We start from the raw sequence: 20,735 nt of genomic DNA on the forward strand, positions 1-20,735 counted from the left end.
GCACCCCACAGCACAGAACACTGAAGGCACATCATGGGCAAGGTCACCGGCTTTCTCGAATTCGAACGCCTCGAAGAGGGTTACGAACCGGTCGAGAAGCGACTGAAGAACTACAAGGAATTCGTCATCGGCCTGAAGTCCGACGAGGCGAAGGTACAGGGCGCGCGCTGCATGGACTGCGGCACGCCGTTCTGCAACAACGGCTGTCCGGTCAACAACATCATCCCGGACTTCAACGACCTGGTGTACCGGCAGGACTGGCGCAACGCCATCACGGTCCTGCACAGCACCAACAACTTCCCGGAGTTCACCGGCCGCATCTGCCCCGCGCCCTGCGAGGCCGCCTGCACGCTCAACGTGAACAACGACCCGGTGGGCATCAAGTCGATCGAGCACGCGATCATCGACAAGGCCTGGCAAGAGGGCTGGGTCGTGCCGCAGGTGCCGGCCGTCAAGACCGGCAAGAAGGTCGCGGTGGTCGGTTCGGGCCCGTCCGGCCTGGCGGCGGCCCAGCAGCTCGCGCGCGCCGGTCACGACGTCACGGTGTTCGAGAAGAACAGCCGCATCGGCGGCCTGCTGCGCTACGGCATCCCCGACTTCAAGATGGAGAAGACGCACATCGACCGCCGCGTCGCGCAGATGCAGGCCGAGGGCGTGACTTTCCGCACCGGCGTGCTGATCGGTGCGATGCCCGAGGGCAGCAAGGTCACCAACGACGCCAAGGAAGTCATCTCGGCCGAACAGCTCAAGGCCGACTTCGACGCGGTCGTGCTGTGTGGCGGCTCCGAGCAGAGCCGTGACCTGCCGGTGCCGGGCCGCGAGCTCGAAGGCGTGCACTTCGCGATGGAGTTCCTGCCGCAGCAGAACAAGGTCAACGCCGGCGACAAGCTGAAGAACCAGCTGCGCGCCGAAGGCAAGCACGTCATCGTCATCGGTGGCGGCGACACCGGCAGCGACTGCGTGGGCACCAGCAACCGCCACGGTGCGGCCAGCGTGACGCAGTTCGAGGTCATGCCGCAGCCGCCCGAGCAGGAGAACAAGCCGCTGGTCTGGCCGTACTGGCCGCTCAAGCTGCGCACCTCCTCCAGCCATGAGGAAGGCTGCGTGCGCGAGTTCGCCATCTCGACCAAGGCCATCCTGGGCGAGAAGGGCAAGGTCACCGCGCTGCAGACCGTGAACGTCGAGTTCAAGGACGGCAAGCTGGTGGAGGTCGCCGGCACCGAGAAGACCTACAAGGCCGACCTGGTGCTGCTGGCCATGGGCTTCGTCAACCCGGTCAACACGGTGCTGGAAGCCTTTGGCGTCGAGAAGGATCCGCGTGGCAATGCCAAGGCTGGCGTCGACATCGACGCGGGCTACAAGACCAACGTCGCCAAGGTGTTTGCCGCCGGTGACATGCGTCGCGGCCAGTCGCTGGTGGTGTGGGCGATCCGCGAAGGCCGCCAGGCCGCTCGCGCCGTCGACGAGTTCCTGATGGGATCGACCACGCTGCCGCGCTGAGCGGTCGGCCGGGGCGATCCGTCCCCGTTGAGGGCGGACGGCCTGCCGCACGATCCTCATCAAGCCGCATCAAGCCGCATCACGCCGTTGCCGACGGCGCGTTGCGGCTTGCTGCTTTTCGGGCAGGATCCGGCGTTCCGGGACATGAACTGGGGCTTTCCCCTATCATTTCCTGCTATTGCCTTCTTCCACGCGGGGCGCCTGCCGTCTCGCACCGACCGGAATCCAACACCCGTTGACTGCCGCCCTGTCCGATTCCACCCTGCTGTCCCCGCTGGTCGAACTGCGTTCGGTGACCTGCGGCTACGGTGACCGCGTCATCCTGCGCGACGTCAACCTGACGGTGCCACGCGGGGCGGTGGTCGCGCTGATGGGGACCTCCGGCGGCGGCAAGACCACCGTGCTGCGGTTGATCGGCCGCCAGCTGACGCCGCTGTCGGGCCAGGTGATGTTCGACGGGCAGGACCTCGCGACGCTGGACCGCCGTGGCCTGCACGAGGCGCGTCGGCGCATGGGCATGCTGTTCCAGTTCGGCGCGCTGTTCACCGACCTGTCGGTCTTCGACAACGTCGCCTTCCCGCTGCGCGAGCACACGACGCTCGGCGAGGAGCTGATCCGCGACCTGGTGCTGATGAAGCTCGATGCGGTCGGCCTGCGCGGCGCGCGTGACCTGATGCCCAGCCAGGTCTCCGGTGGCATGGCCCGGCGCGTGGCGCTGGCCCGGGCGATCGCGCTGGACCCCGACCTGATCCTCTACGACGAGCCCTTCGCTGGCCTTGACCCGATCTCGATGGGCGTGGCCGCGCGGCTGATCCGGGCCCTCAACGATGCGCTGGGCGTGACCAGCATCGTCGTCTCGCACGACGTCGAGGAGACCTTCCTGATCGCCGACCACGTGGTCTTCATCGCCAACGGCGGCATCGCGGCCCAGGGCACGCCCGAGCAGATGCGCGCCTCCGACGATCCGCTGGTGCGCCAGTTCGTCGATGCCGCGCCGGACGGCCCGGTGCGCTTTCACTATCCCGCCGCCACGGCCGCACAGGACTACGGCCTGGAGGCCACGCGATGAAGCGCGCCCTGATCGCCCTCGGCGCCGGCACGCGCCAGACCCTGGCCGACATCGGCCTGGCCGCGCGGATGCTGGCCCGCCTGCTGGTGCTGGTGCCCGCGGCGCTGCGGCGTTTCCGCCTGGTCGTCGACCAGGTCCATTTCCTGGGCAACCACTCGCTGGTCATCATCGGCGTGTCCGGCCTGTTCGTCGGTTTCGTGCTGGGCCTGCAGGGCTACTACACGCTGCAGCGCTACGGCTCGGCCGAGGCGCTGGGCCTGCTGGTGGCGCTGTCGCTGGTGCGCGAGCTGGGGCCGGTGGTGACCGCGCTGCTGTTCGCGGGCCGGGCCGGCACCTCGCTGACCGCCGAGATCGGCCTGATGAAGTCCGGCGAGCAGCTTGCCGCGATGGAGATGATGGCCGTCGACCCGATCCAGCGCGTGCTGGCGCCGCGTTTCCTGGGCGGCCTGATCGCGATGCCACTGCTCGCGGCGGTCTTCAGCGCGGTCGGCATCATCGGTGGCTGGCTGGTCGGCGTGGTGCTGATCGGTGTCGACGCCGGCTCCTTCTGGTCGCAGATGCAGGCCGGCGTGGACGTGTTCAAGGACGTCGGCAACGGCGTCATCAAGAGCGTGGTCTTCGCGCTGACCGTCACCTTTGTCGCGCTGCTGCAGGGCTACGAATGCCAGCCCACGCCAGAAGGCGTGGCCCGCGCGACGACCCGCACCGTGGTGGTGTCGTCGCTGGCCGTGCTGGCGCTCGACTTCGTGCTGACCGCGCTGATGTTCTCGATCTGATCGGACTGAATCCATGCAGAAATCCCGTCACGACCTGTGGGTCGGCCTGTTCGTCTCGATCGGTGCCGCTGCCTTGCTGTTCCTGGCCCTGAAGGCCGGCAACCTGCTGGCGATCTCGTTCGAGCCGACCTACACGGTCGTCGCCCGCTTCGACAACATCGGCGGACTCAAGCCGCGCGCGGCGGTCAAGAGCGCCGGCGTGGTGGTGGGCCGGGTCTCCAGCATCGGCTTCGACGACAAGTCCTACCAGGCCAGCGTCGTGCTGGAGCTGGAGCAGCGCTTCGTCTTCCCCAAGGACAGCTCGGCCAAGATCCTGACGGCGGGCCTGCTGGGTGAGCAGTACATCGGTCTCGAACCCGGTGGCGACACCCAGAACCTTGCCGCTGGCAGCCAGATCACCCAGACCCAGTCGGCCGTGGTGCTGGAGACGCTGATCAGCCAGTTCCTCTACAACAAGGCCGCCGATGCCAGCAGCGGGGGCGACAAGAAATGACCCGAAGAATCGCCGTGCTGGCCGCGACGGGGCTCTGCGCCCTGTTGACGGCGTGCGCGACGGCGCAGCGTCCGGACCCGCTCGAGCCCTGGAACCGCGGTGTCTACGCGTTCAACGACGCCGTCGACGTGGCGGTGATCAAGCCGGTGGCGACGGTCTGGCGTGACGTGCTGCCGCAGCCCCTGCGGCACGGCGTCAGCAACTTCTTCGGCAACTTCGGCGACCTGTGGTCGGCCACCAACCTGGCGCTGCAGGGCCGCTTCGGCGAGAGCCTGTCGGACCTCGGCCGCTTCGGCACCAACACGGTCTTCGGCGTGCTGGGCTTCTTCGACGTCGCCAGCGAGCTGGGCCTGGAGAAGCATGGCGAGGACTTCGGCCAGACCCTGGGCGTCTGGGGCGTGCCGCAGGGCGCCTACGTCGTCTGGCCGCTGCTCGGGCCGTCGACGCTGCGCGACAGCTTCGACATCCCCGGCTCGATGGCCTTCAGCCCGGCCAGCCTGGTGACGCCGACCTCGGCCTCGCTGGGCGTGACCTCGGCACGTTTCTTCAACCTGCGGGCCGAGCTGCTCCAGGCGACCAACCTGCTCGACACCATCGCGCTGGACAAGTACTCGTTCACGCGCGATGCGTACCTGCAGCGCCGACGCAGCCTCGTCTACAACGGCAGTCCGCCGGAAGAGGCGGGCGATGACGCGTCGTCCGACAACGGCGCCAATCCCTACCTCGACGAGATGGACGAGGCCGCGGGTGCGCCGGCGCCGTCTGTCCCACCCGCGTCGTCGGCTCGGCCGCCGGTGCCTGCCGCCAGCCGGCCCTGATCGGGACGAGGCTCCTGTGCACCATCGCATCGGCGCAGCCGTTGCATGCAGGCAGCGATCCGGCTGCCACTGAAAGGAAATCGATGTTCAAGCGTCTGTGGTCCACCCTGTTCGTCACCGCCGCCCTGCTGGGCGCATCGTCCGTCCGGGCCGAGACCGTCGCGCCCGACGTGCTGGTCAAGCAGGTGTCGACCGAGGTGATCGAGACCGTGAAGTCGGACAAGGACATCCAGGCCGGCGATCTCAAGAAGATCATGGCCCTGGTCGATACCAAGGTGCTGCCGCAGGTGAACTTCCAGCGCATGACCTCGCTGGCGATGGGCCGTCACTGGCGCACCGCGACGCCCGAGCAGCAGACGCGGTTGCAGGCCGAGTTCAAGACCCTGCTGGTGCGCACCTATGCGGGCGCGCTGACCCAGGTGAAGGACCAGTCCGTGGTCGTCAAGCCCTTGCGCGCCAGGCCCGAGGACACCGAGGTGCTGGTGCGCACGGAGATCAAGGGCAAGGGTGAACCGATCCAGCTCGACTACCGCCTCGAGAAGGCCGGCGACAGCTGGAAGATCTACGACGTCAACGTGCTCGGCGTGTGGTTGGTGGAAACCTACCGCTCGAGCTTCAACCAGGAAATCTCCGCGTCAGGAATCGATGGCTTGATCACGAAGCTGGCCGAGCGCAACAAGCCCTCCGCCGCGAAGTGAACCCGGCCTGCCGGCCGGGACGCCCCACGACGGGCGGCGGCCGGCACCTGACACACGAGTCCAACGCGAGCCGACCGACCGTCCCATGCTGAACCTGCCTGAACGACTGACCCACGTCGAGACGCCCCCGGCGCTCAAGCACCTGCACGCGCAGATGGATGCGCTGCCCTCGGGTACGCCGGTCGTGATCGACGGCCAGCAGCTCAACCGCTTCGACTCCAGCGCGCTGGGCGTCCTGCTGTCCTGCAAGCGCCACGCCCTGGCCCAGGGCCGCACGTTCACCACCCAGGCCCTGCCCGCGCGGCTGGTCCGCCTGGCTGGCCTCTACGGCCTCGCGAACTGCCTCTGAACGGCTGACCGAAGGCCACCCCGGCGCCGCGGCGCATGACCGGCGTCCCCTCGGCCGGCTGGCGGACTCGCCGGCCCAGGGACCAGCGTCATTCAGGCGATGCGTAGCGTTTCGCGCGCAGGTTGCGCTTGATCTCCTGCAGCATCGGCCGCAGGTCCGGACCGAGGCGCAGGGCCACGGCGGTGGTCAGGATGTCGATCACCGTCAGGTGCAGCAGGCGGCTGACCATCGGGCTGTAGCGGTCGTAGTCCTCGGGGTGATCGACCGCCAGCAGGATCTGCGCCTGATGGGCCAGCGGCGAGCCGCTGCAGCTGATCACGATGGTCTGCGCGCCCTTGCGGCGGGCGATCTCGGCGGCGTCGAGCAGGTCGCGGGTGCGGCCCGAGTTCGAGATCATCACCGCGCAATCCCCCGGCTGCAGCATCGTTGCGGCCATCACCTGGACGTGCCCGTCGCTGAAGGCGACCGCGTGCACGCCGAGGCGGAAGAACTTGTGCTGCGCGTCCTGCGCCACGATGCCCGAGTTGCCGACCCCGTAGAACTGGATCCGCCGGCCGTCGCGTGCCGATGCGGTCAGCGCCTCGATCGCCTTCTCCATCGCGTGCGCGGCCACGTCGCCGCGGTACTTCAGCAGCGCGCTGACGGCGTTGTCGATGACCTTGACGATCAGGTCGTTGGGCTTGTCGTCCTCGTCGACCGCGCGGTGCACGAAGGGCACGCCCTCGTTGACCGTGCCGGCGAGCTTGAGCTTGAAGTCGGCCAGGCCGTCATAGCCCACGCTGCGGCAGAAGCGCACCACCGTGGGCTTGCTGACGTGCGATCGGTCCGCCAGTTCGGCCACCGGCAGGCTGGAGAAGCTGCGCGGATCGGCCAGCACCAGCTTGCCGACCCGCTGTTCGGCAGGTGACAGGGCGGGCAGGGAGGCGCGGATGCGGTCGAGCATGGTGGGGGCCGATCGGGAGACGTTCGCCGTTCGACCGTCGTCCGTCAAGGACGTCGCGCCCGAAGAGCCGGTGGAAGAACCCGTCCCGGCGCTGCCGCCAGGCAGCGCCGACGAGGGGGACGCCGAGAAGGGCGGCAGCGGCCAGATCACTGTTCTTCGCTCCACGCGTTGCCGTCGCGGGCGACCAGCGCGCTGGCGGCCGCCGGGCCCCAGCTGCCGGCGGCATAGCCGCGCGGGCCTTCGCCACCGCCGCTGTGCTCGCGCGCCCAGGTGTCAAGCACCGGCTCGACCCAGCGCCAGGCCTCTTCCTGCTCGTCGCTGCGCACGAACAGGTTCAGGCGCCCGGCGATGGCATCCAGCAGCAGGCGCTCGTAGGCGCCGACGCGGTCGCTCTGGAAGGCCTTGTCGAAGTCCAGGTCCAGCGAGACCGGCGCGAGCATGTCGCCCACGCCCGTGCCCTTGGCGGCCAGCAGGTGCAGCTCCAGGCCGTCCTCCGGCTGCAGCTTGATCACCAGCTTGTTGGCGCGGTGGGCGCCGGCAAAGATCGGGTGCGGCACCGGGCGGAAGTTGACGACGATCTGGGCGTCTCGCGCGGCCAGGCGCTTGCCGGTGCGCAGGTAGAAGGGCACGCCGGCCCAGCGCCAGTTCTGCACCTCGGTGCGGATCGCCACGAAGGTCTCGCAGTGGCTGCCGGTCGGCACCTTGATCTCGTCGAGGTAGCCGGGGACCTTCTTGCCGTCGACGTTGCCGGCGCGGTACTGGCCCCGCACGACGTCGCGGCTGACGCTCTCGGCGGTGAAGGGCTTGAGCGACTTCAGCACCTTGAGCTTCTCGTCTCGGATCGCGTCGGCGTCGCTGGTCGACGGCGGCTCCATCGCGATCATCGTGAGCAGCTGCAGGGCATGGTTCTGGATCATGTCGCGCAGCGCGCCGGTGCGGTCGTAGAAGTCGCCGCGCGTGCCCACGCCGAGCGATTCGGCCAGCGTGATCTGGATGTTGGCGATGCTCTCGCGGCGCCACAGCGGCTCGAACAGCGCGTTGCCGAAGCGCAGCGCCATCAGGTTCTGGACCGACGGCTTGCCCAGGTAGTGGTCGATGCGGAAGGCCTGCTTCTCGGTGAAGACCGAGCGCACGACGGTGTTGATCTCCTGCGCGCTGCTCAGGTCATGGCCGAGCGGCTTCTCCAGCACGACGCGGATGTGCGGTGCGTTCAGGCCGGCCGCGCCGAGCTGCTCGGTGATGGCGGTGAACAGGTGCGGGCTGGTGGCCAGGTAGAGCACGACGGTGTCGGCGCCGCGCTCGTCGAGCCACTGCTTCAGGCCGGCGTAGTCGGCCGGCTGCGACAGGTCCATGCGGCGGTAGTGCAGCAGCTCGGCGAAGCGGGCGAACTCGTCCTCGTTCGGGCGCTTGGAGCTTTCGACCTCGACGAAGCGGTCCTTGATGAACTTCCGGTAGTCCGCATCGCTGCGCTCGTCGCGGGCCACCGCCAGGATGCGTCCGCCGGCCGGCAGCTTGCCGTGGCGGAAGGCCTGGAACAGCGCCGGCATGAGCTTGCGCCAGGTGAGATCGCCGGTGCCGCCGAAGAGGACGAGGTCGAAGGACATGAGGTGACCTTTTCGAAGAATGAAGTCGGTTGCCGAGTCACACCGTGTCGGTCGGACGATCCGCCGAAGTCGGAAGGGCGGTGTAACTTTGTTTCAGAAACGATGATGCATGAGTTTCTTTTCGAGGTCAATCCGCAGCCCCTCCGAGGCCCTCGGAGAGCCCGTTTCTCCTGGGGCGAACGATCGTTCGACGGTTCTGGCGGCGGCCTGTTCCGGACGTAACTCGCTTGAACTCAAGCGCCCGCTGCATGCGGTCTAATTCTGGGCTTCGGGTCCGTGGCGCGACTTGGCGCTCACCCTGATGGACCCGTCCCCGATTCCTCCGCGCCGCGCGCCGCGACGCGCCCTGGCCGTCCCGGCGGCCTTCTTCCCAGCAGTCCCACGCCATGAACCAGCTCGATCAGCTCAAGCGCCACACCACCGTCGTCGCCGACACCGGCAACTTCCTGCAGCTCGCCCAGTTCACGCCGCGCGACGCGACGACCAACCCGTCGCTGATCCTGAAGGCGGTGCAGCAGGTCGAGTACGCGCCGCTGCTGGCCGACACGGTCAAGGCGCACCGCGGCCTGCCGCTGGACCAGGTCGTCGACCGGGTGCTGGTGCGCTTCGGGCTGGAGATCCTGCAGGTCGTGCCGGGCCGTGTCTCGACCGAGGTCGATGCCCGCCTGAGCTTCGACCGCGCCGCGACCGTCGCCCGCGCGCACCGCCTGATCGGCCTGTACGAGGCCGCCGGCATCGGCCGCGAGCGCGTGCTGATCAAGATCGCCTCGACCTGGGAAGGCATCCAGGCCGCCGCCGAACTGGAGCGCGAGGGCATCCACTGCAACCTGACGCTGCTGTTCGCCTTCTGCCAGGCGGTGGCCTGCGGCGATGCCGGCGTGCAGCTGATCTCGCCCTTCGTCGGCCGCATCTACGACTGGTACAAGAAGTCGGCTGGCGCAGCCTGGGACGAGGCCGCCATGGCCGGCGCCAACGACCCCGGTGTGCGTTCGGTCAGCCAGATCTACAGCTACTACAAGAAGTTCGGCATCGCCACCGAGGTGATGGGCGCGAGCTTCCGCAACGTCGGCCAGATCACCGCGCTGGCTGGCTGCGACCTGCTGACCATCAGCCCCGACCTGCTCGCCCAGCTGCAGGCCAGCGAGGCCCCGATCGAGCGCGCGCTCGACGCGGCCGCCGCCCGCGATGCCGTGATCGAGCGCGTCACGCTCGACGAGGCCGCCTTCCGCTACGCGCTCAACGCCGATGCGATGGCCACCGAGAAGCTCGCCGAAGGCATCCGCGCCTTCGCGGTCGATGCCGGCAAGCTCGACCAGATGATCCAGGCGATCTGAACCACCCCCTTCCGAGGAGAGCCCCGATGTCCGTGATCCGTTGCGACCAGACGCCCGCCTGGGCCGCGCTGCAGGCCCACCATGCCGGCCCGGGCCGCACCTTCGACCTGCGCACCGCCTTCGCGGCCGATGCCGGGCGGGTCGGCGCCTTCGGCCTGGATGCGCCGGAGATCCATGCCGACCTGTCGAAGAACCACTGGGACGCGACGGTGCGGGGCCTGCTCGGCCAGCTGGCGCGCGAATGCCAGCTGGAATCGCGCCGCGACGCCATGCTGGCCGGCGAGCCGATCAACCACACCGAAGGCCGCGCGGTGCTCCACACGGCGCTGCGGGCGCCGCGCGGTGCCGCGCCGTTCTCGGACGACGTGCACGGCGTGCTCGACCGCATGCTCGACTGGGTCGAGCAGGTCCGCGACACGGCGCGCAGCGGCATCCGCCACGTCGTCAACATCGGCATCGGCGGCTCGGACCTGGGCCCGCAGATGGTGGTGCCGGCGCTGGACGCCTACGCCAGCCGCTCGCTGACGCTGCACTTCGTCTCCAACGTTGACGGCCACGACATCGCGCCGGTGCTGCGCCGGCTGGACCCGCGCGAGACGCTGGTGATCGTCGCCTCCAAGACCTTCACCACGCAGGAAACCATGGCCAACGCGCAGGTGGCGCGGGCCTGGTTCCTGGCCGGCTACGGCGACGGCGGCGAGGCGGCCATCGCCCGCCACTTCGCGGCCACGACGACCAACGTCGAGGCGGCCGCCCGGTTCGGCATCACCACCACCTTCGGCTTCTGGGACTGGGTGGGCGGGCGCTACTCGCTGTGGAGCGCCATCGGCCTGCCGATCGCGCTGGCCATCGGCGCGGCGAACTTCCGCGACCTGCTGGCCGGCGCGCACGCGATGGACCGCCACTTCGCGACCGCTGCGCTGGCGTCCAACCTGCCGATCCAGCTCGGCCTGCTGGACGTCTGGTACCGCAACTTCCTGGGCTACACGAGCCGCAGCATCGCGCCCTACCACCAGGGCCTGCGCCGCCTGCCGGCCTACCTGCAGCAGCTGGAGATGGAGAGCAACGGCAAGTGCGTCGACCTTGACGGCGCGCCGCTGCCCTACGCGACCTGCCCGGTGGTCTGGGGCGAGGCCGGCACCAACGGCCAGCATGCCTACTTCCAGATGCTGCACCAGGGCACCGACGTGATCCCGGTCGAGTTCATCGCGGTCAAGACGCCGAACCACGGCCCCGACGTGCCCGAGGTGCTCCAGGCCGGCCTGGCCGATCAGCACGTCAAGCTGCTGGCCAACTGCCTGGCGCAGAGCCAGGCGCTGATGCTGGGCAAGACCACCGCCGAAGCGCTGACCGAGAAGGCGCCGACGGCCAGCGCGTCGCTGGGCGCGCAGACCGTCGCGCAGCACCGCACCTTCCCCGGCAACCGGCCGAGTTCGACCTTCGTGCTGGAGGCGTTGACCCCCGCTTCCTTGGGCGCGCTGATCGCGCTGTACGAGCACCGCGTCTGGACCAGCGGCGCGCTGTGGGGCATCAACAGCTTCGACCAGTGGGGCGTGGAGCTGGGCAAGGCGCTGTGCAACCAGCTGCTGCCGCGCTTCGCCACCGGCGACACCGCCGGGCTGGACGGCTCGACCGCCGCGCTGCTGAGCCGCCTGCTGGGCCGCTGATGCCGCCTGGCGGGCGATCAACGAGACGATGACGACGATGAAGAAACACCTGATCTTCGACTTCGGCGCGGTGGTCTTCCGCTGGCAGCCGGTCGAACTCGTGCGGGCGGTGATGCCCGAGCACGCGCCCGATGACGCGGTCGCGCGCGGCCTGGTCGACCGCATCTTCAAGGGTTACACAGGCCCCTGGGGCCGCTACGACCTCGGCACGATCGAGGTGCCCGAACTGGTCGACGCGCTGGCCGCGCAGACCGGCCTGCCGGCCGCCGCGATGCAGCGCCTGGTGGATGCGGTGCCGGACGCGCTGGCGCCGCTGCCCGAGACCGTTGCCTGGCTGGACCGCCTGCGCGCGGCCGGTCACCGGCTGTTCTACCTGTCGAACATGCCGGCGGACATCGCCACGCAGCTGGAGGCGCGCCATGCCTTCCTGCGCCACTTCGAGCACGGCGTGTTCTCCAGCCGGGTCCACCTGTCCAAGCCGGACCCGGCGATCTTCCGGCTGGCGCTCGAACGCTTCGGCATCGCGGCCCAGGACACCATCTTTCTGGACGACCACCGGGCCAACGTCGACGCCGCGCGGGCGCTCGGCCTCCACGCGGTCCAGTTCGAGCAGGTCGCCCAGGCCGAAGCCGCGCTGCGGGCCGCCGGCCTGCTCGACGTTTCCCCGCGCTAGCCGGCCGCTCTAGTCGGCCGCTCTAGCCGGCCGTTCGGCAGGGCTTCACCGGCCGTGCCGGCCGATCGCGGCGGCCAGGTCCCGGTAGGCCTCGCAGTCGACGCCACACAGGCCCCGCAGCGTGTCGAGGTGCTGGCGCGCCAGGTCGGGCCGTCCCGCGAGCAGGTAGGCCTCGCCGATGTACTCGTGCGCCCCCAGGTGCCCGGGATCGATCCGCAGCGCGGTCCGGTAGGCCGCGAAGGCGCGGTCCAGCGATCCGGACTTGCGCAGCGCGAAGCCGAGCAGGTTGTGCACCTCCGCATCGCCCGGATGGCGGCGCGACTGCGCCTCAAGCTCGCTCACCGCTGCCGGCCAGCGTGCCTGGCCGAGCAGCTCGCGCGCGACCGCCAGATCGACCTGCGCCGGTGTCGCGGCGGTCAGGTCCTCCATGCCGCGGGCCTGTGCGCAGGCGCTGGCCAGGCCCAGGAAGCCTGCCAGGCAGCAGGCGCGGGCACGGTGTCGGAAGGTGAGCTGCATGTGGATGCCTCGAAGGTCGGTCAGGACAGGGGATCGACGCAGGTCCGCTCGGCCGGAGCCGGTCCGGCGAAGGTGCCGGACCCCTCGTCGGCGCGGGCGCGGGCGCGCGCCCGGCGCCATTGACGCTCGGAACTGAAGCCCGCCAGCGCGCGGGCCTGCTTGAGCGGCTGGCCGGCGGCCAGGGCCTCCAGGCACCAGGCCAGCCGGACCTGCTCGACGTAGTCGCGCGGCGTCACGCCGGCATGGGCGAGGAACAGCCGCGCCAGGTGGCGCGGCGTGACATGGGCTGCCGCCGCCAGGTCGGCCAGCGTCCAGGGCCGGGCCGGTTCCTCGGCCACCGCGTTCTGGACCCGGTGCACGGCGGGATGCAGGTGGCTGCGGCAGGCCAGCAGCGGCGAACGCTCCGGGTCGTCCGGCGCGCGGCGGTGGAACACCACCATGACCTGCGCGACCGCAGCGGCCAGCGCCTCGCCGCCATGCTGCGCGATGCCGTGCAGCGCCAGGTCGATGCCGGCGGTGATGCCCGCGCTGGTCAGCAGCGGGCCGTCCTCGACGAAGACGCGGTTGGCGCGCACCTGCGCGGCCGGTGCCATGCGCGCCAGGTCATCGAGCAGTTCGTGGTGGGTCGTCACCGCGCGGGTGCCGATCAGGCCGGCATCGGCGGCCAGCAGGGCGCCGGAGCAGACCGTCAGCAGCCGGTGCGGCGTGCCGGCGGCGGCCAGCGCCGGCGCGACGACGCGGGCCAGCCACTGGCGCGTGTCCAGCCAGGGGCGCTGGCGTCGCACCACCTCGGCGGCCTCGCCGGGGCGGCCCATCAGCACGACCCAGGTCGTGCCGTCGAGGCGCTCGGGCAGCGGCTCGATGCCGCTGAGCATCAGGCCGACCGACGAGGCGGTCTGCGCCAGCGGCCCGACATGGCGCAGCCGCCACAGCGGTGCGCGGTCCTGTCGCGCCAGGTTCTGGTTGGCCAGGCGGAAAGCCTCGGCCGGTCCGGCCAGGTCGAGCAGCAGCGTGTCGGGCAGGACCACGAAGAGCACGTCGACGAGGCCGGCCGGCGCGCGCGTCATGCGTGGGCTTCGGCCGGTTCGCGGCGGGCGCGGTCCAGCGCCTGCGCGACCGAACAGATCGTCGCGAAGCGCCCGGCCAGCACGGTGGCGGTGCGCTCCCGGATGTCGGCGGCCGACAGCAGCGCGCCGTCGGGCGTGCGCATGTCGAAGGTCAGGGTGGCGTCGGTGACGTAGTCGACCGCCCAGCCCTCGTCGCTGGCATGGCGGGCGGTCGTCTCGCAGCATTGTTCGGTGCGGATGCCCGCGACGATCAACCGGCGGATGCCCTGCTGGTGCAGCCAGATCGACAGGCCCGTGCCGACCAGCGCGCTGTGGCGGTGCTTGTGCAGCGTCAGCGCCGGCGGGTAGTCGCGCAATCCGGCCAGCGGGCGGAGCAGGCCGCTGCACGGCGCGAAGGGGTTGTCGGGCTGGTCCGGGCCGTCGCTGTGGAAGACCTGCACGATCGGCACGCCGCGCGCGACGCAGCCGTCGATCAGCGTGTTGCAGGCGGACAGGAAGGCGGGCAGCTCGCGCTCGTCCCAGTAGGGGCGGGCCGGGAAGGAGGCCTGGACATCGATCAGGAGCAGGGCGGTGGTCATGGTGCGTTGGCGTCGGCGTGGGCGTCGGGGTTGCAAGGCCTTCATCGTCGTTGCCGCGCCGTCTGCCGGCGAGGCCGGCAGCGGACCGGATGCGGTCAGAAACGGACCTGCCGCGCCCGTTCCGCGCTCAGGCCGCGCTCACGCCGCGCTCAGGCCACGCTCAGGCCGCAGCCAGCCAGCGTTCGACCAGCCGGACCCAGAAGCTCGCGCCCAGCGGGATCAGCCGGTCGTTGAAGTCGTAGGTCGGGTTGTGCAGGTTGCAGGGGCCCAGGCCGTGGCCGTGGTCGCGGTGGCCGCCGTCGCCGTTGCCGATCATGAAATACGCGCCGGGTTTCTCAAGCAGGAAGTAGCTGAAGTCCTCCGCCCCCATGGTCGGCTCGAAGGCGATGACCTGGTCGGCGCCGACCAGTTCGCCCATCACGCCGCGCACGAACTCGGCCTCGGCCGGGTGGTTGACGGTCGGCGGGTAGTTGCGGTGGAACTCGAAGGTGCAGCCCGCGCCGTAGGCCGCGCAGGTGTGCTCGGCGACCTCGCGCATGCGGCGCTCGATCAGGTCCAGCACGTCCAGCGAGAAGGTCCGCACGGTGCCCTGGATCTCGCAGGCATCCGGCACGACGTTGGTGGCCTCGCCGGTGTGGATCATGGTCACCGAGATCACCGCCGAGTCGATCGGCCGCTTGTTGCGCGTCACGATGGTCTGGAAGGCCTGCACCATCTGGCAGGCCACCGGCACCGGGTCGATGCCGTTGTGTGGCAGCGCGGCGTGGCAGCCCTTGCCGGTGATGACGATGCGGAACTCGTTGCTCGACGCCATGATCGGCCCAGGGCAGACGCCGAAGGTGCCCGCGCCCATGCCGGGCCAGTTGTGCATGCCGAAGATGGCCTGCATCGGGAAACGCTCGAACAGGCCGTCGCGGATCATCTCGCGCGCGCCACCGCCGCCTTCCTCGGCCGGCTGGAACACCAGGTAGACGGTGCCGTCGAAGTGCCGGTGCTGCGACAGGTGCTTGGCGGCGGCCAGCAGCATCGCGGTGTGGCCGTCGTGGCCGCACGCATGCATCTTGCCGGGGTGCCGGCTGGCATGGGCGAAGCGGTTGTGCTCGGTCATCGGCAACGCGTCCATGTCGGCGCGCAGGCCGATGGCGCGGTCGGACGTGCCGTTGCGGATGATGCCGACCACGCCGGTGCGACCCAGGCCGCGGTGGTGCTCGATGCCCCATTCACCCAGGCAGCGCGAGACCAGGTCGCTGGTGCGCTCTTCCTCGAAGCACAGCTCCGGATGGGCATGGATGTCGCGCCGGATCTCGGCCAGCGCGGGGGCATCGTCCACGATCGATTCGATCAGTCGGGGTTCTCTCGGGGACATGGTTTCAAGCTCCTGTTGAGGCTCCGGCAGGCCTGCGCAATGATCTTAGCCGGGCCTCCTGTGGCGCCCCCGGGCGGTCGAATTCGGCCATGCCATGATCTGGAGATGAGCACGACCACACCCCTTCCGGACACCGATGGACCCACCCGCATCGTGCACGGCGCCTGCCCGCACGACTGCCCCGACACCTGCGCGCTGAAGGTCACGGTGCAGGGCGCGCCCGGTGCCGAGCGGGTCGTGCATGTGCAGGGCTGGGCCGAGCACGAGACCACCCACGGCGCGCTGTGCACCAAGGTCTCGCGCTACGCCGAGCGCACCCACCATCCCGAGCGCGTGCTGCACCCGCTCAAGCGGGTCGGCCCCAAGGGCAGCGGCCAGTTCGAGCGCATCACGTGGGACCAGGCGCTGCGCGAGATCGCCACGCGGCTGTCGGCCATCGCCGCGCGCGATCCGCAGGCCGTGCTGCCCTACAGCTACGCCGGCACGATGGGGATGATCCAGGGCGAGAGCATGGCCGCGCGCTTCTTCCACCGCCTCGGCGCGTCGCGGCTGGACCGCACGATCTGCGCCTCGGCCGGCGGCGCGGCGCTGGCGCTGACCTACGGCGGCAAGCTCGGCATGCGGGTGCAGCAGTTCGCGCACGCCAGGCTGATCCTGATCTGGGGCAGCAACTCGATCGCCTCCAACCTGCACTTCTGGACCTATGCGCAGCAGGCCAAGCGCGCCGGCGCGAAGCTGGTCTGCATCGACCCGCGCCGCACCGAGACGGCCGACAAATGCCACCAGCACATCGCCCTGCGACCCGGAAGCGACGGCGCGCTGGCGCTTGCGCTGATGCACGAGCTGATCGTTCACGACCGGCTCGACCACGACTACATCGCCCGCCACGTGCAGGCCGGCCCGGACGGCTGGGACGGTCTGCGCGAGCGTGCGCTGCAATGGCCGCCGGAACGCGCCGCGGCGGTCTGCGGCATCGATGCCGACGTGATCCGCGCGCTGGCGCAGGACTACGCCAGCACCCGCCCCGCCGCGATCCGCCTGAACTACGGCATGCAGCGCGTGCGCGGCGGCGGCAACGCGGTGCGGCTGATCGCGCTGCTGCCGTGCCTGACGGGTGCCTGGCGCGAGGCGGCCGGCGGCCTGCTGCTGTCCAGCTCGGGCAGCTACGCGGCGGTGCGCGACGACGCCGCGCTGCAGCGCCCGGACCTGCTGGCCGGCCGGCAGCCGCGCACGGTCAACATGAGCACCATCGGCGCGGACCTGCTGCGGCCGGCCTCGCCGGACTTCGGGCCGCGCATCGAGGCCGTGATCGTCTACAACAGCAACCCGGTCGCGGTCGCCCCGCAGTCGCCCGAGGTGGTCGCCGGATTCCGGCGCGAGGACCTCTGCACCGTCGTGCTGGAGCACTTCCTGACCGACACCGCCGACCATGCCGACTACGTGCTGCCGGCGACCACCCAGCTCGAACACCTCGACGTGCACACCAGCTACGGCCACACCGACGTGCTGATCAACGAGCCGGCGATCGCGCCCTTGGGCGAGGCCCTGCCCAACACCGAGATCTTCCGCCGCCTGGCCGCCGCGATGGGCTACGACGAGCCGTGCTTTCGCGACAGCGACGAGCAGCTCGCGCGCGCCGCCTTCAAGGCCCCGATCGACCTCGACACGCTGCGCCGAGACGGCTGGCAGCGCCTGCCCCTTCCGGATGCGCCCTTCGCCGACGGCGGCTTCCCGACGCCCGACGGCCGTGCGCGCATCAGCGCGCCGGCGCTGGGCTGGGGCCTGCCCGACCATGTCGCGCCGTGGGAGAGCGCGGCGTCCGACCCGGCGCTGGCCGCGCGCTACCCGCTGGCGATGATCTCGCCGCCGGCGCGGCATTTCCTCAACTCCAGCTTCGTCAACGTCAAGAGCCTGCGCGACATCGAGGCCGAGCCGGTCGTCGAGATCCACCCCGACGATGCCGCCGCGCGTGGCCTCGTCGACGGCACGGTGGTGCGGGTCCACAACGACCGCGGCAGCTACCACGCGACCGCGCGCCTGAGCACGCGCGCCCGCCCCGGCGTCGTCAACGGCCTGGGCATCTGGTGGCGCAAGCTGGGCCTGCGCGGCACCAACGTCAACGAGGTCACGCACCAGCGCCTGACCGACATGGGCCAGGCACCGTGCTTCTACGACGTGCTGGTCGAGGTGGAGCCGGCATGACGCCGGTGATGCGCCGATGGGCGGCAAGCCTGGCCGGCGCCGCGCTCGCGGTCACCGCGCTGGCGGGCATCAGCGGTTGCGGCACGCTGGGCTACTACTGGCAGTCGACGGCCGGTCATGTGCGGCTGCTCAACGCGTCCGAGCCGGTCAGCGAGGTGCTGGCCCGGCCCGAGCTGTCGGCCGACCTGCGCGCCCGTCTGCTCTTCAGCCAGTCGATCCGCGACTACGCGATCCGCCGCCTGCACCTGCCCGACAACGCCAGCTACCGCCGCTATGCCGACCTGGGCCGGCCGGCCGCGGTCTGGAACGTCGTGGCCGCACCCGAGCTGAGCCTGGACCTGCACACCTGGTGCTTCCTGGTGGTCGGCTGCGTCGGCTACCGCGGCTACTACGACCCGCTGCAGGCCCGCGCGGAGGCCGATCTGCTGAAGGCGCAGGGGCTGGAGACCTTCGTCTATGGCGTGCCCGCCTACTCGACGCTGGGCAAGGTGCCGCAGCGCGGCTGGCTGGCCGATCCGCTGCTCAACACCTTCGTAACGCGCTACTCCGAGCTGGAGCTGGCGCGGCTGATCATCCATGAGCTGTCGCATCAGCTGGCCTTTGCCGAGGGCGACACCGTCTTCAACGAGTCCTACGCGACGGCGGTCGAGCGCATCGGCAGCCGGCTTTGGCTGGCCGAGGAAGCCAGCCCCGAGCTGCGCGAGAGGATCGAGCGGGCCGAGGCCGCCGCCGAGGCCCGTCGCGCCGACTTCCGGCGCCTGGCGATGGCCACCCGCGAACGCCTGCTGGCGCTCTACCGCAGCCCCGCCAGCGAGGCCGACAAGCGCGCCGGCAAGGCCGAGGCGCTGGCCGAGCTGCGGACCGGCTACGCCGCGCTCAAGGCCGAGCCGGACGGCCCGTGGCACGGCTTTGCCGGCTACGACGAGTGGTTTGCCAGCGTCAACAACGCGCAGCTGGGCGTGCTGGCGGCCTACAACGCGCAGGTGAGCGACTTCGAGCGCCTGTACGAGCGGGTCGGCCGCGACTGGCCGGCCTTCTATGCCGAGGTGCGCCGGCTGGCCGCGCTGCCCAAGGCGCAGCGCGATGCCGAACTGGCGCGGGGCACGGCCGGAGCGCCCGGCACGCCGGAGGCGTCGCTCAGCCGTTGACCGTGCGCAGCTGCGGCGTGCTGCCGCTGCTGGCCAGGAAGCGGGCGCGGATCGAGGCCTCGATGCCGGCCGCATCCAGGCCGCAACCGGCCAGCAGCAGGGCCGGATCGCCGTGCTCGATGAAGCGGTCGGGCAGGCCCAGTGACCACACCGGCACCTGCACGCCGGCGGCCTGCAGGGCCTCCAGCACGGCGCTGCCGGCGCCGCCCGGCAGGCAGCCTTCCTCGACCGTCACCAGCGCGTCGTGGCTGCGCGCCAGGCGCTCGACCAGGGCGGCATCCAGCGGCTTGACGAAGCGCATGTTGGCCACCGTCGCGTCGAGCCTGGCGCCGGCGTCCAGCGCCGGGTAGAGCAGCGGCCCGAAGGCCAGGATGGCGACGCGCGGCTGGCCGGTCGACGGGCCAGCCTCGCGCCGGATCTCGCCCTTGCCCCAGGGCAGCGTGTCCAGGTCGGGCGTCGTCGCCACGCCGGCGCCGCTGCCGCGCGGGTAGCGCACGGCGACCGGGCCGTCGTGCGCGTGGGCGGTGCTGAGCGCGCGGCGCGTCTCGGCCTCGTCGGCCGGGGTCAGCATGGACATGTTCGGGATGCAGCGCACGAAGGCGATGTCGTAGGCGCCGGCATGCGTCGCGCCGTCGGCACCGACCAGGCCGGCGCGATCCAGCGCGAACACCATCGGCAGGTTCTGCAGCGCGACGTCGTGGATCAGCTGGTCGTAGGCCCGCTGCAGGAAGGTTGAGTAGATCGCCACGACCGGCTTCAGGCCCTCGCAGGCCAGGCCGGCGGCGAAGGTGACCGCATGCTGCTCGGCGATGCCGACGTCGTGGTAGCGGCCGGGGTAGCGCTTGTGGAACTCGACCATGCCCGAGCCCTCGCGCATCGCCGGCGTGATCGCGACCAGGCGCGGATCGGCCGCGGCCATGTCGCACAGCCACTGGCCGAAGACCTGGGTGAAGGTCGGCTTGGGCGCGGCGGCCGGCTTGACCAGGCCGACCTGCGGGTCGAACTTGCCGGGACCGTGGTAGGCGATCGGGTCGGCCTCGGCCAGCTTGTAGCCGTAGCCCTTCTTGGTCACGACGTGCAGGAACTGCGCGCCGGGCTTGTCGCGCAGGTTCTCCAGCGTCGGGATCAGCGCGTCCAGGTCGTGGCCGTCGATCGGGCCGACGTAGTTGAAGCCGAACTCCTCGAAGATCGTGCCCGGCACGACCATGCCCTTGGCATGTTCCTCGAAGCGCCGGGCCAGCTCGAACAGCGGCGGCGCGTTCTTGAGCACCTGCTTGGCGCCTTCACGCGCGGCGGCGTAGAACTTGCCGCTCATCAGCCGGGCCAGGTACTTGTTGAGCGCGCCCACCGGCGGGCTGATCGACATGTCGTTGTCGTTGAGCACGACCAGCAGGTTGGGCACGTTGCCGGCATGCGGCATGCCGCCGTTGTTGAGCGCCTCGAAGGCCATGCCGGCGGTCATCGCGCCGTCGCCGATGATGGCCACGGCATGGCGCTTCTCGCCCTTCTGCTGCGCGCCCAGGGCCATGCCCAGCGCGGCCGAGATGGAGGTCGACGAGTGGGCGGTGCCGAAGGTGTCGTACTCGCTCTCGTCGCGGCGCGGGAAGCCGCTCAGGCCGCCGAGCTGGCGCAGCGTGTGCATGCGCTCGCGTCGGCCGGTCAGGACCTTGTGCGGATAGGTCTGGTGGCCGACGTCCCAGACCAGCCGGTCCTCGGGCGTGTCGAACACGTAGTGCAGCGCGATGGTCAGCTCGACCGTGCCGAGGTTGGACGACAGGTGCCCACCGGTGCGCGAGACGCTCTGCAGGATGAAGTCGCGTAGTTCCTGGGCGAGCTGGGGGAGTTCGGCACGGTTGAGGCCGCGCAGGTCGCGCGGGCTCTGGATGCGGGACAGCAGCGGGTAGTTGGCGTTCATCGGGTTGCGGCTTCCGGTC

19 protein-coding genes are annotated in these 20,735 nt (G+C 70.6%); 12 read left to right on the forward strand and 7 right to left on the reverse strand.

Features of this window, described 5'->3' with window-relative positions; translation table 11 throughout:
• The first annotated feature begins 33 nt into the window (after positions 1-33).
• The 7 genes from Q8X39_RS14980 (at position 34) to Q8X39_RS15010 (ending at position 5,703) form a co-directional block, all read left to right on the forward strand.
• Entirely contained in the window at positions 34-1,500 is a 1,467-nt protein-coding gene (locus tag Q8X39_RS14980; protein ID WP_305750483.1) for a glutamate synthase subunit beta, read from the forward strand.
• Positions 1,501-1,735: 235 nt separating this feature from the next.
• Positions 1,736-2,569 carry an ABC transporter ATP-binding protein gene (locus Q8X39_RS14985; RefSeq protein WP_305750484.1) on the forward strand — a complete coding sequence of 278 codons (834 nt, stop codon included), beginning with the start codon at positions 1,736-1,738 and terminating at the stop codon, positions 2,567-2,569.
• Positions 2,566-3,345 (forward strand): lipid asymmetry maintenance ABC transporter permease subunit MlaE, encoded by a 780-nt coding sequence (gene mlaE / locus Q8X39_RS14990; protein ID WP_305750485.1) that lies wholly within the window; start codon positions 2,566-2,568, stop codon positions 3,343-3,345. Before Q8X39_RS14985 ends, mlaE begins: the two co-directional genes overlap by 4 nt.
• A 13-nt stretch (positions 3,346-3,358) precedes the next feature.
• On the forward strand, positions 3,359-3,838 hold the full coding sequence (gene mlaD, locus Q8X39_RS14995) for an outer membrane lipid asymmetry maintenance protein MlaD (protein ID WP_305750486.1): 480 nt from the start codon (positions 3,359-3,361) through the stop codon (positions 3,836-3,838).
• Entirely contained in the window at positions 3,835-4,656 is an 822-nt protein-coding gene (locus Q8X39_RS15000; RefSeq protein ID WP_305750487.1) for an MlaA family lipoprotein, read from the forward strand. Before mlaD ends, Q8X39_RS15000 begins: the two co-directional genes overlap by 4 nt.
• 83 nt (positions 4,657-4,739) lie before the next feature.
• The gene (locus tag Q8X39_RS15005; RefSeq protein WP_305750488.1) at positions 4,740-5,354 is read left to right on the forward strand and encodes an MlaC/ttg2D family ABC transporter substrate-binding protein; all 615 of its coding nucleotides are present in this window, start codon (positions 4,740-4,742) and stop codon (positions 5,352-5,354) included.
• Positions 5,355-5,439: 85 nt separating this feature from the next.
• Entirely contained in the window at positions 5,440-5,703 is a 264-nt protein-coding gene (locus Q8X39_RS15010) for an STAS domain-containing protein (protein WP_305750489.1), read from the forward strand.
• Between the two features lie 88 nt (positions 5,704-5,791).
• On the opposite strand, the gene Q8X39_RS15015 is transcribed toward Q8X39_RS15010, so the two are convergent.
• On the reverse strand, positions 5,792-6,646 hold the full coding sequence (locus tag Q8X39_RS15015; protein WP_305750490.1) for a MurR/RpiR family transcriptional regulator: 855 nt from the start codon (positions 6,644-6,646) through the stop codon (positions 5,792-5,794).
• A 146-nt stretch (positions 6,647-6,792) separates the two neighbouring features.
• A complete protein-coding gene (zwf, locus tag Q8X39_RS15020; protein WP_305750491.1) occupies positions 6,793-8,250 on the reverse strand; it encodes a glucose-6-phosphate dehydrogenase in 1,458 nt (485 codons plus the stop codon).
• A 386-nt stretch (positions 8,251-8,636) separates the two neighbouring features.
• On the opposite strand from zwf, the gene tal reads away from it, so the two are divergent.
• From tal to Q8X39_RS15035, 3 genes are read left to right on the forward strand one after another with little or no spacing between them, the layout of a single operon-like run.
• Entirely contained in the window at positions 8,637-9,584 is a 948-nt protein-coding gene (gene tal / locus Q8X39_RS15025; RefSeq protein WP_305750492.1) for a transaldolase, read from the forward strand.
• A 26-nt stretch (positions 9,585-9,610) separates the two neighbouring features.
• Positions 9,611-11,251, forward strand: a complete 1,641-nt coding sequence (pgi, locus tag Q8X39_RS15030) for a glucose-6-phosphate isomerase (RefSeq protein WP_305750493.1) — start codon at positions 9,611-9,613, stop codon at positions 11,249-11,251.
• Positions 11,252-11,288: 37 nt separating this feature from the next.
• Positions 11,289-11,924, forward strand: a complete 636-nt coding sequence (locus tag Q8X39_RS15035; RefSeq protein WP_305750494.1) for an HAD family hydrolase — start codon at positions 11,289-11,291, stop codon at positions 11,922-11,924.
• A 45-nt stretch (positions 11,925-11,969) separates the two neighbouring features.
• On the opposite strand, the gene Q8X39_RS15040 is transcribed toward Q8X39_RS15035, so the two are convergent.
• From Q8X39_RS15040 to Q8X39_RS15055, 4 genes are all read right to left on the reverse strand, one after another.
• Positions 11,970-12,440, reverse strand: a complete 471-nt coding sequence (locus Q8X39_RS15040; protein WP_305750495.1) for a tetratricopeptide repeat protein — start codon at positions 12,438-12,440, stop codon at positions 11,970-11,972.
• A gap of 20 nt (positions 12,441-12,460) precedes the next feature.
• The gene (locus tag Q8X39_RS15045; RefSeq protein WP_305750496.1) at positions 12,461-13,507 is read right to left on the reverse strand and encodes a GlxA family transcriptional regulator; all 1,047 of its coding nucleotides are present in this window, start codon (positions 13,505-13,507) and stop codon (positions 12,461-12,463) included.
• Positions 13,504-14,085, reverse strand: a complete 582-nt coding sequence (locus Q8X39_RS15050) for a cysteine hydrolase family protein (RefSeq protein WP_305750497.1) — start codon at positions 14,083-14,085, stop codon at positions 13,504-13,506. The genes Q8X39_RS15045 and Q8X39_RS15050 overlap by 4 nt, the downstream gene beginning before the upstream one ends.
• Before the next feature lie 160 nt (positions 14,086-14,245).
• Positions 14,246-15,451: a M20 aminoacylase family protein gene (locus tag Q8X39_RS15055; RefSeq protein ID WP_305750498.1), complete on the reverse strand. Its 1,206-nt coding sequence runs from the start codon at positions 15,449-15,451 to the stop codon at positions 14,246-14,248.
• Between the two features lie 105 nt (positions 15,452-15,556).
• Between Q8X39_RS15055 and Q8X39_RS15060 the strand changes: the two genes are divergently transcribed.
• Both Q8X39_RS15060 and Q8X39_RS15065 read left to right on the forward strand, forming a co-directional pair.
• The gene (locus tag Q8X39_RS15060; protein ID WP_305750499.1) at positions 15,557-17,653 is read left to right on the forward strand and encodes a molybdopterin-containing oxidoreductase family protein; all 2,097 of its coding nucleotides are present in this window, start codon (positions 15,557-15,559) and stop codon (positions 17,651-17,653) included.
• Positions 17,650-18,801 (forward strand): aminopeptidase, encoded by a 1,152-nt coding sequence (locus Q8X39_RS15065; RefSeq protein ID WP_305750500.1) that lies wholly within the window; start codon positions 17,650-17,652, stop codon positions 18,799-18,801. The genes Q8X39_RS15060 and Q8X39_RS15065 overlap by 4 nt, the downstream gene beginning before the upstream one ends.
• Here the strand turns inward: Q8X39_RS15065 and dxs are convergent.
• Positions 18,791-20,716 carry a 1-deoxy-D-xylulose-5-phosphate synthase gene (gene dxs, locus Q8X39_RS15070; protein WP_305750501.1) on the reverse strand — a complete coding sequence of 642 codons (1,926 nt, stop codon included), beginning with the start codon at positions 20,714-20,716 and terminating at the stop codon, positions 18,791-18,793. The genes Q8X39_RS15065 and dxs overlap by 11 nt on opposite strands.
• Positions 20,717-20,735 lie beyond the last annotated feature (19 nt).

Source organism: Leptothrix discophora (assembly GCF_030705305.1).
GTDB classification, from domain to species: Bacteria; Pseudomonadota; Gammaproteobacteria; order Burkholderiales; family Burkholderiaceae_C; genus Sphaerotilus; species Sphaerotilus discophorus.